This window comes from Halomicrobium mukohataei DSM 12286 (genome assembly GCF_000023965.1).
In the GTDB taxonomy this organism is placed as follows: Archaea; Halobacteriota; Halobacteria; order Halobacteriales; family Haloarculaceae; genus Halomicrobium; species Halomicrobium mukohataei.
On the sequence record NC_013202.1, the window covers coordinates 1,947,649 to 1,960,221 of the forward strand.

Consider the following 12,573-nt stretch of genomic DNA (forward strand, 5'->3'; position numbering starts at 1 on the left):
TCGTGATAACCCTCCACTGTCGCCGATATGGTGGGGCTTCGCCGTGCTGGAGTCCAGCCGCCGGTGTCCGAGCGAGGGTTGCGACCTCTCCACCTGCGGTGGCCCGTCCCGCCTTACCGGGCGACGGACCGTTCGTCCGTCCGGTACCGAGCCGAGAGCGTTCGGTAGCCCGGCCATAACAATGCGTGGGCCAGCGGTGCGTCGGGACAAGAAATGGTGATCGGTGTATGAGCTGCCGGGGGCAGGCCACGAGCGGGCACAGCAGCGACACAGCGTCCGATCTTTCCCTCTCCGTGGTCGTCGTGACCTACAACGAGGCCGATCGTATCGAGGCGTGTCTCGATGCGATCTTCGAGGCGTGTCGCCGGTTCGAACGTACCGAAGTCGTCATGGTCGATTCGCGCTCGACCGACGAGACCATCGCGCTGGCCGCCAACTATCCGATCCGTGTCTACCGTCTCCCCGCGTCCACGGACCGCACGCCCGGTGCCGGTCGATACGTCGGGACACAGGTCACGTCGGCTGACCCCGTGCTGTTCGTCGACGGCGACATGATCGTCGAGCCCTCGTGGGTCGCGGCCGCCGCGGCGCGGCTCCGGTCCGAGCCCGCGGTCGCCGGCGTCGACGGCTGTCTCAACGACGCCTCCGGACGGACCGAACGCCGCGTCGACACGCTTCGTGGCGTCGTACTGTACGACCGGGCGATCCTGGCGTCGGTCGGCGGCTTCGACCCGCACCTGCAGGCCCTCGAAGACGTGGAGCTGGGCTTCCGCCTCAGGAACGCGGGATACCACCTGGTGCGGCTCCCGATCGTCGCCGCAACCCACCCCTTCGGCGACGGGCTACCAGAGCTGCGTCGCCGGTGGCGCAGCGGCTACTACTTCGGCCGCGGGCAGGTCCTGCGCAAGTGGTCTCGATCCCCGCGGATGGTCGCGCGCGTGTGTCACTACTCTCGACTCTACGCGGTGATGGGCGGCTGGACGGCGCTCGGAATCTTCGCAACCGGTTCGCTGGGACCGGTCGGGCTTCTGGCGTGGTGCTGCGTGACGGCGGCGCTGGTCGGCGTCTGTCTCCGACTCAAGGGGCGGACCTGGGTCGAAAACAAGTCGATATCGCTCGCTCCCGTCTGGGCGGGCGCACTCGTCGGCTTTCTCGGGCCGCACCCGCCGCCGTCTTCCTATCCGGTCGGACGGGTCGAGCTGATCGCGACGCCGACCGGGCGGAGTTCCGGAGCGGTCGGAGGGATTCGATGACCGACGCGGCCACGCTGGGGGGAGGTCCGTGGATCGGTCGCTAACCGAGGCGTTCAGCGCACTGTTCAGTGCCAAGCTGGCGACTTCGGTGATCAGTATCGTCTCCTTACCGATCGTCGTCCGGGAGCTGGGGACGACCGGGTACGGGGACTACGCCTTCCTCATCTCCTCGTTCAGCCTCTACATGATCCTCGTCAGCTCCGGTGTCACGGAGGGCGTCCAGAAGTTCGTCGCCGAGGAGCGCGCGGACGACCGCTGGCACGAACACGTCGTCGGCTTCTACCTCCGACTGACGCTCGGACTCGGGGCGGTCGGTGCGGTCGTCGTCGGCGCGGCCAGCGCGAGCGGGCTGCCGGACCGCCTGCTCGGTGCGCCGTTCTCCTACTACTTCGCGTTGCTGGCGGTGCTGGTCGTCGCCGCACAGCTCCGGGCGTTCACCCGCCGGACACTGATGGGGCTCGGTCTGGAGCGCTACTCCGAGCCTCTCCGGGTCGCGGCGAAACTCACGTGGGTCGGACTCGGACTCGGGCTGGCCGCTCTCGGACTCGGCGTCGACGCCTTCCTCGTCTCGAACATCGCTGGTGCGACGCTGCTCGCCGTCGTCGGTCTCGCGGTGATCGCCCGCCGACTGTCGGTCTCTGCCATCCTCCGTGGCCCACCAGACGACTTCCCCACTCGAGAACTGCTCTCGTTTAACGGGCTCAACATCGTCCTCGTGCTCCTCTTGCTGTCGCTGTTCCACGTCGACGTGGTGATGATGCGACTCCTGACCGACGGCGGACAGACGGGACAGTACAGAGCCGCCCTGGCGATCGCGGAGTACGTCTGGTTCGTTCCGCTCTCTCTCCAGACGCTGCTGTTGCACTCCAGTTCCCGGCTATGGGCCGAGCGTCGGTTCGAGCGCCTCACCGACATCGCCTCCCGAATTACGCGCTACGTCTGGCTGCTCGTGTCGCTGATGGCGATCGGTCTGTTCGTCCTGGCCGACGCGGCGATCCCGCTGTACTTCGGCCCCGAGTTCACCGACACCGTCGGACCACTGCTCGTCCTGTTGCCCGGGACGATCGGCTTCGCGCTGGCCCGCCCGCTGTACGCCATCAACCAGGGGAGCGGCCGCCTCCGAACACCGATCGTCGCCACAGGCGGGGCTGCCGCTATCAACGTCGTCCTCAACGCGGCACTGATCCCGGCCTACGGAATGATCGGCGCTGCGGCTGCCACCAGCGTCGGCTACGGTTCGATGTTCGCCTTCCACGTCGCCTGCGCGCGGCATCTGGGGTATCGACCGCTGGCCGATCTCCGGTTCCCGTCGCTGGTCGGGACCGCGGTCGTCGCCGCTCCCGTCATCTACGCCGTCGACGCCGTTCTCGTCGGCGACTACCTCTCTCTCGCGGTGGTCCCGGTCGCCGGTGCAGTCGTCTACACGATCGTCGCCGTGGCGTTCGGTGCGGTGACCGTCGACGAACTCCGGTCGGTCACCGGCGCGTTGCCCGCACCGGTCGGTCCTCGTCTCCGAGCGCTCTTGCCTGGGTCCGACCGCTGACGTGTCGCGTCACCCGGCGAATTTATTCTCCACCTATAAATGAAGAAATGTATACTGGTAGCTCGTACCATCAACAGGGTGTGACGTTCGACCGACCGCCGCGACGTATCAGACCTCCAGTTTCGTCTGGAAATATATCGAACACAACAGCCGCCACCCTCAATACGTTTCCGGTGTCGTACCGCCGATCGAGAGGGTCTGGTGCCGTTCGCTACGCGATCGCCTCGACGGTGACGATGTGATCGTCGACGCTGGTACCCTCACTCTTCGACTGTCTCGTGGCCCCACGCGAGATCGCACTGTTCGGTCGTGGCGTCGTCTCGCTCCGGACGCGCCCGCGCAATCTCGACGTGTACCGGAGGTCGGACCGATGTCACACGATCCGGTCCGCGGATTCGAGCATATCAGCGAGAGACGACTACCCAATTTCGATACTGCATCTCAAACCGGTGGTTCGTTTCTCGCGCGAACAAGTGTACGCAGCCATATACGTTCTCCACGGGCCGATGCTTCCGGCCGGTCGCCGCCCGCAGCTCTCCCGAACGTATCACTCTCAGTATACCGTTCCCGACCCGCGGTTTCCTCGCCCGCTCTCGATAGTGCTATCACTGGTACCACCGTTATTTCCTCCTCGTGAACACCTGTGCCAGCTCCCGGATAGCGACCAATCAGTTTCGAAAGAGTTTCTCCCCGACCGCGACAGTCCTTACATCTGTCATACCAGAATCTACAAATAGGAGCGCGCCGTGGCCCGTCACATGAACTCCGGAACGCTAACCGTCGAGAATATCGGCGGCATCGAGCACACGACAGCAGAGATACCGCCCGGCGTCACCGTCCTCGCGAGCCCGAACGCCTCGAACAAGACCTCGTTTCTCCGATCGGTGATGGCCGCGCTCGGTAGCGATCAGGTCTCGCTCAAGGGCGACGCAGACGAGGGGTCGGTGAGCCTCGAACTCGACGGGACGACGTACGAACGGACGTTCGAACGAACGGGTGCGACCGTCCGCTCGGACGGCACTCCCTACCTCGACGACTCTGCCGTCGCAGATCTCTTTGCCTTCCTGTTGAAGTCCAACGAGGCCAGGCGTGCCGTCCAGTCGACCGTCGACCTGCGGGAACTCATCATGCGACCGGTCGACACCGAAGCGATCCAGTCCGAGATCGAGCGTTGTCAGCGCGAACGCGATCACATCGACGAACAACTGGACGAGATCGACTCGCTCAAGCAGCGACTTCCCGACCTCGAAGAGCAAAAGCGCGAGCTGCAAAACGAGGTCGAGGCGAAGCGTTCGGAACTGGAGTCACTCGAAACGGAGATCGAGGAGGCCGACGCTTCCGTCGAAAGCCAGCGCGAGGAACGCGACGAACTCGAAACGGCGCTGGAAGAGCTTCGAGACGTTCGCTCGACACTCGAAGACGTTCGCTACGAGATCGAGGCAAAGCGCAAGCGCCACTCCTCGCTCAAGGAGGAGCGAAACGAGCTCGAAACCGAGATCGACGAACTGGCCGACGTGCCCGAAGACGAACTGGCCAACATCGAGGGCCACGTCGACGACCTTCGCTCCCGGAAGCAGCAACTCGACGCCGAAATAAGCGAACTCCAGAAGACGATCCAGTTCAACGAGAAGATGATCGACGAGGCGACGAGCGGGAGCCACCCGGCCGTCGACATCGCGACCGACGGCGGGGACGGTGCCACCGTGACCGACCAACTACTCGATCAGCGACAGGAGACTGTCTGTTGGACCTGTGGCTCGGAGGTCGAGATCGACCAGATCGAGGACACCGTCGCCAACCTCCGTGACGTACGCCGCGAGAAGCTCGATACGATCGACGACATCGAGTCGGAACTCGACGAGTACAAGCGCCAGAAGAAGTCCTACGAGTCCCAGCAACGCGAACGCGACCAGGCACAGCGCCGCCTCGCGCGCGTAGAGAACGATATCGAGTCCACCGAGAGCGCGCTCGAACGACTGACCGAACGCAAAGACGAACTCACTGACGAGGTCGAAGACCTCGAAGCCCGCGTCGAGGACCTCGAATCCGGCAGCTACGACGAAGTCCTGGAACTCCACCGGACCGCCAACGACATGGAGTACGAACTCGGGCGACTGGAGACCGAACGCGACGAAGTCGAGAGCGAGATCGCGGACATCGAGTCCCGCGTCGCCGAGGCAGACGACCTGCGCGCACAGCGCGAGCAACTCCAGGCGGAACTGACGGACCTCCGCACTCGCATCGACCAGATCGAGGCCGACGCCGTCGAGCAGTTCAACGACCACATGGAACAGCTCCTCGGTATCCTCGACTACGACAACATCGAACGGATCTGGATCGAGATCGTCGAGGAGGAGGTTAGAAAGGGACGACGCAAGACCACCGAACGGACCTTCGAACTCCACGTCATCCGTAGCAGCGACAGCGGCGTCGCCTACGAAGACACCGTCGACCACCTCAGCGACTCCGAGCGGGAGGTGACCGGACTGGTGTTCGCTCTGGCCGGCTATCTGGTCCACGACGTTCACGAGGACGTGCCAGTGATGATCATGGACGCGCTCGAACCGATCGACTCCGAGCGCATCGCCGCACTCGTCGAGTACTTCGAATCGTACGTCGACTATCTCGTCGTCGCGCTGCTGCCCGAAGACGCCGACGCGCTGGAGATCGACCACCACCGAATCACCGATATCGGCGCGTAACGACCGCTGGCGGCTTTCGAACGCTCTCCGACACGATCGCTTGGACTGGTAGTGTTAGCTCTCCTCGCTCTCACACTCGCAACCACCCTCGTCGAGCAACGACGCCACGGTCTTCTGTGTCTCGCAGTCCCGACAGTACACCTGGAAGTCGATGATGAGCCGGAAGTCGCCCAGCGAGATCCGGCCGGTGTCGCGCAGCCGCGTCAGCTTCTCTTCGGTGACTGATGTCGCCCGACTGACGAGGCGCTGGATCGTCGTCTTTTGCTTCTCGATGTGTTCTTCGTCGCTCGGCGTCTCGTACTCCGCGTCACGGACGTCTTTGACGTAGGATCTGATCGCCTGGTACGTGACGAAGTCGCTCTGTAGCTGCTCGACGTCGACGCCCTCCCGTTCGAGCCGCGTCTCGATGGTTGCACGGTCTGTCTCGGCGTCGTCGTTCGCCAGCGCCTCGTAGATCGCCTTCCCGTCGCTGTCGAAGTGCGTGACGCCCTCACTCTCCAGTCGCGCGTCGACCAGCGCGACGTTGAACTCGGTCGCGAGCTGGCGGAGGCTCTTCCGATCGTCGCCCTCGGCCGTCCAGCTGGCGACGAGTTCGTCTCCCAGGCCATCCAGCCCGTACTCGTCCAGCAATCGTTCGACTTTGCTTCGCCGCTGTCTGTTCATATGTGGTTCCAACGCGCTCCCGGGTTATGTAAATTGCTTCCGGCTTCTACACTGGCCGTCCGCTGCAGTGAAATAACGTGGGTATCGGCGTTACGTTTCACTGCGTCCCAGCGTGACTGTCGGGTGCTGCCACAGCCACAGTTCGAGCCTGGCCCACTCGTGCCCACCTTCACTGAACATCTGGGATGTGTGTAGATAGATGGCACTATAAGGTAGTACTGCTTCAATATGCACTCTTTTGTAGATATTCACATCTATATTTGGGGAATTTGACTAAGCAATTCTGGCTACGATATTCTAACTGGAATATTGGAACGTAGAAGGATGCCTTCTATACAAACATCTAGTTATATGGGTGCACCTTGATCGGGGGTTCCGGAGCCGTGGGACTGCCTTCCTGTCTGTAACTTGGCCATTCTGTGGTCGTCGTCTCCGCTGCAAGACTCACACTGTTGGCCGTCATCGCTACAGGGTACTCGCTCCCTCGAAGGCGACGACGTCTCACGCAGACAGCCGGCTGTCCGTGTCGGGTCGATCGTCTGGCTGCCTGCTGTCACTGTGGTCGCCGTGTGCCCGTGATGCAGCCGCTGTCGTTCGGGGAGTTCTAGGGTCGATTCTGACCGTCGGTTCTGCCTCGCTTATATCCCCTCGTTCAGTTACATCACGGTGACGACCACCACACGTGAGCCGTGTGCTGTTATCACAGGGCCGCTTCGAGACGTGCGATTTATATGTACCCCTCCCATCGGGTGTAATACGAAGGTCGCGCCGGGTCGCCCGGCAAGGCCGGGCCGGCAAACCGCCGTGGTTCGTCGGCCACGAAGAGTGAGAGTGTGCCCACCTCGACGCCTCGCGGTGAGTGGCCCTCTCGCGAAGTATGAGGATCCCACCCCTGCGGTCCGCCGTCAAGATGGGATCTGATGTGAGCCCTGACGGACCCAACACGATGTAGCTGGGGAGGGATACCCCAGCGTTTGCTTCCGACGGAGTGACACCTTTCCGCCGCTGACTATGTCAGCACATTCCGGTTGATCCTGCCGGAGGCCATTGCTATCGGAGTCCGATTTAGCCATGCTAGTCGCACGGGCTTAGACCCGTGGCGTATAGCTCAGTAACACGTGGCCAAACTACCCTATAGACCATGATAACCTCGGGAAACTGAGGCTAATCGTGGATATCGCATTCACGCTTGAACTGCCGAATGCGAGAAACGTTCCGGCGCTATAGGATGTGGCTGCGGCCGATTAGGTAGACGGTGGGGTAACGGCCCACCGTGCCAGTAATCGGTACGGGTGGTGACAGCCAGAACCCGGAGACGGTATCTGAGACAAGATACCGGGCCCTACGGGGCGCAGCAGGCGCGAAACCTTTACACTGCACGACAGTGCGATAGGGGGACTCCGAGTGCGAGGGCATATAGCCCTCGCTTTTCTCGACCGTAAGGTGGTCGACGAATAAGGACTGGGCAAGACCGGTGCCAGCCGCCGCGGTAATACCGGCAGTCCGAGTGATGGCCGCTGTTATTGGGCCTAAAGCGTCCGTAGCTTGCCGTGAAAGTCTATCGGGAAATCGACGCGCTCAACGCGTCGGCTTCCGGTGGAAACTGCACGGCTTGGGGCCGGAAGACTCAGCGGGTACGTCTGGGGTAGGAGTGAAATCCTGTAATCCTGGACGGACCACCAATGGCGAAAGCACGCTGAGAAGCCGGACCCGACAGTGAGGGACGAAAGCCAGGGTCTCGAACCGGATTAGATACCCGGGTAGTCCTGGCCGTAAACGATGCTCGTTAGGTCTGCCGTGCACTACGAGTGCACGGTGAGCCGAAGTGAAGACGATAAACGAGCCGCCTGGGAAGTACGTCCGCAAGGATGAAACTTAAAGGAATTGGCGGGGGAGCACCACAACCGGAGGAGCCTGCGGTTTAATTGGACTCAACGCCGGACATCTCACCAGTCCCGACAGTAATAACGACGGTCAGCTTGACGAGCTTACCCGAGTTACTGAGAGGAGGTGCATGGCCGCCGTCAGCTCGTACCGTGAGGCATCCTGTTAAGTCAGGTAACGAGCGAGACCCGCATCCGTAGTTGCCAGCGATACCCCGAGGTAGTCGGGTACACTACGGAGACCGCCGACGCTAAGTCGGAGGAAGGAACGGGCAACGGTAGGTCAGTATGCCCCGAATGGACTGGGCAACACGCGGGCTACAATGGTCGAGACAATGGGTCGCGATACCGAGAGGTAGAGCTAATCTCCCAAACTCGGTCGTAGTTCGGATTGTGGGCTGAAACTCGCCCACATGAAGCTGGATTCGGTAGTAATCGCGTGTCAGAAGCGCGCGGTGAATACGTCCCTGCTCCTTGCACACACCGCCCGTCAAAGCACCCGAGTGAGGTCCGGATGAGGCCATCATGCGATGGTCAAATCTGGGCTTCGCAAGGGGGCTTAAGTCGTAACAAGGTAGCCGTAGAGGAATCTGCGGCTGGATCACCTCCTACTGAACGGGACCAGGCCGACGTGCCTGGCCCACCTGCTGTTACCGTTGGTCGAGCGCGACCAACAATTTGGTCGGAAGACCGTGTTGGGCCGTCAGGGCTCACAAGACCTATCCGAGGCGGATCTTCCTTCGGGGAGGCCGGGTGCAACTCCCGGCGGGTCCGTACCTCGTAGCAGCTCCGAACCGAGCCCCTTAAGTGTGGGACGGCGCTCGGATCTGGTACGAAGACCAGTGCACTACTCCGTGCAAGCGTGGGTAGGAAGGGTCGATGTACAGACCGGGTCGCACCGGCTGTACTGATGACACCGCGTGTACGTGCGATCCAGGCGTCCACTGGACTCGTGCAATTTCATCGAGTCACAACCAAATTTGACGTTGGCTACTGTGCCGCCTGGTGGATAGCTCGGCTCGGAAGCCGATGACGGACGTGCCAAGCTGCGAAAAGCCATGGGGAGCCGCACGGAGGCGAAGAACCATGGATCTCCGAATGGGAATCTCTTTACAATTGCTCCGCGCAATGGGGAACCTCGAGAATTGAAACATCTTAGTATCGAGAGGAACAGAAAGCGCAATGCGATGTCGTTACTAACCGCGAGTGAACGCGACACAGCCCAAACCGAAGCCCTCACGGGCAATGTGGTGTACGGACTACCTTTCATCGGCCGACCATCTTCACGAAGTCTTCTGGAACGAAGCGTGATACAGGGTGACAACCCCGTAGTGAAGGTCAGTACGTCGTGTGGTAACTCCAGAGTAGCGGGGGTTGGAAATCCCTCGTCAAGACGGCAGGCATCGACTGCCAAGGCTAAATACTCTCCGAGACCGATAGTGAACAAGTAGCGTGAGCGAACGCTGAAAAGCACCCTCAGACGGGGGTTGCAATAGGGCTTGAAATCAGGTGGCGATCGAGCGACGGGGCTTACAAGGTCCTGTAACAAACGAGAGCGGCGCGAGCCGTCAGTAGGACTTACGGGAAGCCGAAGTTCCGTCGTGCGTTTTGAAAAACGAGCCAGAGAGTGTGCCTGTTTGGCGAGTCTAACCCGATAATCGGGGAAGGCATAGGGAAACCGACATGGCCGCAGCATTGCGAGGGCCGCCGTCTTCAAGGGCGGGGAGTCAAACGGGCACGACCCGAAACCGGGTGATCTACGCGTGGGCAGGGTGAAGCGTGCCGAAAGGCACGTGGAGGCCCGTTAGGGATGGTGTCCTACAATACCCTCCCGTGACCTACGTGTAGGGGTGAAAGGCCCATCGAACCCGGAAACAGCTGGTTCCAACCAAAACATGTCGAAGCATGACGTCCGCCGAGGTAGTTCGTGGGGTAGAGCGACCGATTGAGGTGCTTCACTTCGAGAGAAGTGAACACTTCTGTCAAACTCCGAACCTACGAACGCCGTCGACGCGGGCAGTCCGGTATGCGGGGTAAGCCTGTGTACCGTAAGGGAGACAACCCAGCGCCGGGTTAAGGTCCCAAAGTGTGGATTAAGTGTGATCGAAAGTGGTCTCAAGCCCTAGACAGCCGGGAGGTGAGCTTAGAAGCAGCTACCCTCTAAGAATAGCGTAACAGCTTACCGGCCGAGGTTTGAGGCGCTGAAAATGATCGGGACTCAAATCCACCACCGAGACCTGGCCGCTCCCGTGAAAGGGAGATCGAGTAGGTTGGCGCTCCGATTGGATGGAAGCAGGGGTGAGAACTCCTGTGGACCGATCGGTGACGACAATTCTGGCCATAGTAGCAGCGATAGTCGGGTGAGAATTCCGACGGCCGAACGAGCAAGGGTTCCTCAGCACTGTTCGTCAACTGAGGGTTAGCCGGTCCTAAGTCCCCCCGTAATTCGAAGGGGACGACATGGGAAGCTGGTTAATATTCCAGCGCTCGTATGCAGTGAAACCGACGCCTCGGGGTCGACCGAGCTGGGCCTTCGCCCAGTCGAATCATCCAAATCCGTGGAAGCCGTAATGGCAGGAAGCGGACGAACGGTGAGATAGTGTAAATCGGTTCAACCTGGGGCCCGTGAAAAGGGAGCATACGATCCGTACCGAGATCCGACACAGGTGCTCGTGGCGGCGAAAGCCAAGGCCTGTCGGGAACAACCGACGTTAGGGAATTCGGCAAGTTAGTCCCGTACCTTCGGAATAAGGGATGCCTGCTCCTGACAGGAGCAGGTCGCAGTGACTCGGACGCTCCGACTGTCTAGTAACAACATAGGTGACCGCAAATCCGCAAGGACTCGTACGGTCACTGAATCCTGCCCAGTGCGGGTATCTGAACACCTAGTACAATAGGACGAAGGACCCGTCAACGGCGGGGGTAACTATGACCCTCTTAAGGTAGCGTAGTACCTTGCCGCTTCAGTAGCGGCTTGCATGAATGGATTAACGAGAGCGTCACTGTCCCAACGTTGGGCCCGGTGAACTGTACGTTCCAGTGCGGAGTCTGGAGACCCCCAAGGGGAAGCGAAGACCCTATGGAGCTTTACTGCAGGCTGTTGCTGGGACATGGTCGCTACTGTGCAGGGTAGGTAGGAGCCGTTACACAGGTACTCGCGCTAGCGGGCCACCGAGGCACTCATGAAACACTACCCGGTAGTGACTGTGACCCTCACTCCTGGCGGAGGACACCAATAGCCGGGCAGTTTGACTGGGGCGGTACGCGCTCGAAAGAATATCGAGCGCGCCCTAAGGCTATCTCAGCCGTGACAGAGACGCGGCGAAGAGCGCAAGAGCAAAAGATAGCTTGACAGTGTCACTACCAACACGGTGACGCTGACGCGAAAGCGTGGTCTAGCGAACGGATGCGCCTGCTTGATGCGGGCCGATCTACGACAGAAAAGCTACCCTAGGGATAACAGAGTCGTCACCGGCAAGAGCACATATCGACCCGGTGGCTTGCTACCTCGATGTCGGTTCCCTCCATCCTGCCCGTGCAGCAGCGGGCAAGGGTGAGGTTGTTCGCCTATTAAAGGAGGTCGTGAGCTGGGTTTAGACCGTCGTGAGACAGGTCGGCTGCTATCTATTGGGGGTGTAACGGAATCTGACGGGAACGATCGTATAGTACGAGAGGAACTCCGATTGGTGACCACTGGTGTACCGGTTGTCTGAGAAGGCACGTGCCGGGCAGCCACGTCACACGGGGTAAGAGCTGAATGCATCTAAGCTCGAAACCCACCTGGAAAAGAGATTCCACCGAGGTCACTCGTAGAAGACGAGATGGATAGACTCGGGGTGTACGCGTCGAGGCAACGAGACGTTGAGCCCGCGAGCACTAATCGACCGAAGCCACACACTCATTGCACTGTGACTCATTGCGTTGCACGAGTCCAGGCGTTCACTGGATCGCACGTAGACGCGGAGACCGAGACAGGTATCCTCGTGGTTCGATTCCACGACTCGGCGTAAAGGCGGCCATAGCGGCAGGGAAACACCCGTACCCATCCCGAACACGGACGTTAAGCCTGCCAGCGTTGCGGTGAGTACTGGGGTGTGCGAACCCCTGGGAAAGCCGGTTCGCCGCCTGCCATTCATACTACAGAGCCCGCAGCCATCGTGGCTGTGGGCTTTTTTCATGTCGATCGACAGCGGCAGTGCTCCCTCCGAGCGGCCGCTGTGGCAAGCGTTTTTCCCCTCGCCCGCGTGTTGATCGTATGAACACCGACGAGATCGAGCGACTCATCGAGGCCGGGATCGACGACGCAGACGCGACAGTGACGATATCGCACGGGACTGCGGAAGACGACCATTACGCGGCGCGAGTCGTCGCTCCGGCTTTCGAAGGCGAGTCTCTCGTCGACCGTCACCAGCGGGTGTACGACGCCCTCGATGGGCACATGACGACGGACATTCACGCGATCGAAATCGAGACGTACGCGCCCGGCGAGGCGGACTAGCACAAGCCATTTGCGCACGGAGGGCGAGGAC

The 12,573-nt window shown here is 61.0% G+C and carries 5 protein-coding genes and 3 rRNA genes; 7 read left to right on the forward strand and 1 reads right to left on the reverse strand.

Features of this window, described 5'->3' with window-relative positions; translation table 11 throughout:
• Window positions 1–227 precede the first annotated feature (227 nt).
• The 3 genes from HMUK_RS09810 (at window position 228) to HMUK_RS09820 (ending at window position 5,498) form a co-directional block, all read left to right on the forward strand.
• On the forward strand, window positions 228–1,253 hold the full coding sequence (locus HMUK_RS09810) for a glycosyltransferase (RefSeq protein ID WP_015763001.1): 1,026 nt from the start codon (window positions 228–230) through the stop codon (window positions 1,251–1,253).
• A gap of 28 nt (window positions 1,254–1,281) precedes the next feature.
• Window positions 1,282–2,796 carry an oligosaccharide flippase family protein gene (locus HMUK_RS09815; protein WP_015763002.1) on the forward strand — a complete coding sequence of 505 codons (1,515 nt, stop codon included), beginning with the start codon at window positions 1,282–1,284 and terminating at the stop codon, window positions 2,794–2,796.
• A 758-nt stretch (window positions 2,797–3,554) separates the two neighbouring features.
• Window positions 3,555–5,498: an archaea-specific SMC-related protein gene (locus HMUK_RS09820; RefSeq protein ID WP_015763003.1), complete on the forward strand. Its 1,944-nt coding sequence runs from the start codon at window positions 3,555–3,557 to the stop codon at window positions 5,496–5,498.
• A gap of 54 nt (window positions 5,499–5,552) precedes the next feature.
• Here HMUK_RS09820 and rdfA read toward each other — a convergent pair whose 3' ends face one another.
• Window positions 5,553–6,161: a rod-determining factor RdfA gene (gene rdfA / locus HMUK_RS09825; protein WP_015763004.1), complete on the reverse strand. Its 609-nt coding sequence runs from the start codon at window positions 6,159–6,161 to the stop codon at window positions 5,553–5,555.
• A 1,021-nt stretch (window positions 6,162–7,182) separates the two neighbouring features.
• On the opposite strand from rdfA, the gene HMUK_RS09830 reads away from it, so the two are divergent.
• The 4 genes from HMUK_RS09830 to HMUK_RS09845 all read left to right on the forward strand — a co-directional run bounded on the left by HMUK_RS09830 (window position 7,183) and on the right by HMUK_RS09845 (window position 12,542).
• Window positions 7,183–8,654, forward strand: a 16S ribosomal RNA gene (locus tag HMUK_RS09830).
• A 371-nt stretch (window positions 8,655–9,025) separates the two neighbouring features.
• Window positions 9,026–11,943, forward strand: a 23S ribosomal RNA gene (locus tag HMUK_RS09835).
• 109 nt (window positions 11,944–12,052) lie between these two features.
• A 5S ribosomal RNA gene (rrf, locus tag HMUK_RS09840) occupies window positions 12,053–12,174 on the forward strand.
• Together the 16S, 23S and 5S rRNA genes form the textbook arrangement of a ribosomal RNA operon.
• A 125-nt stretch (window positions 12,175–12,299) precedes the next feature.
• Window positions 12,300–12,542: a BolA/IbaG family iron-sulfur metabolism protein gene (locus tag HMUK_RS09845; protein WP_015763005.1), complete on the forward strand. Its 243-nt coding sequence runs from the start codon at window positions 12,300–12,302 to the stop codon at window positions 12,540–12,542.
• The last annotated feature ends 31 nt before the right edge of the window (window positions 12,543–12,573 follow it).

Excerpts from the sequence above, each read along its gene's own strand:
- HMUK_RS09845 (WP_015763005.1), top strand. The coding sequence starts at position 12,300 with ATGAACACCGACGAGATCGAGCGACTCATCGAGGCCGGGATCGACGAC.
- rdfA (WP_015763004.1), bottom strand. The coding sequence starts at position 6,161 with ATGAACAGACAGCGGCGAAGCAAAGTCGAACGATTGCTGGACGAGTAC.
- HMUK_RS09820 (WP_015763003.1), top strand. The coding sequence starts at position 3,555 with ATGAACTCCGGAACGCTAACCGTCGAGAATATCGGCGGCATCGAGCAC.
- HMUK_RS09810 (WP_015763001.1), top strand. The coding sequence starts at position 228 with ATGAGCTGCCGGGGGCAGGCCACGAGCGGGCACAGCAGCGACACAGCG.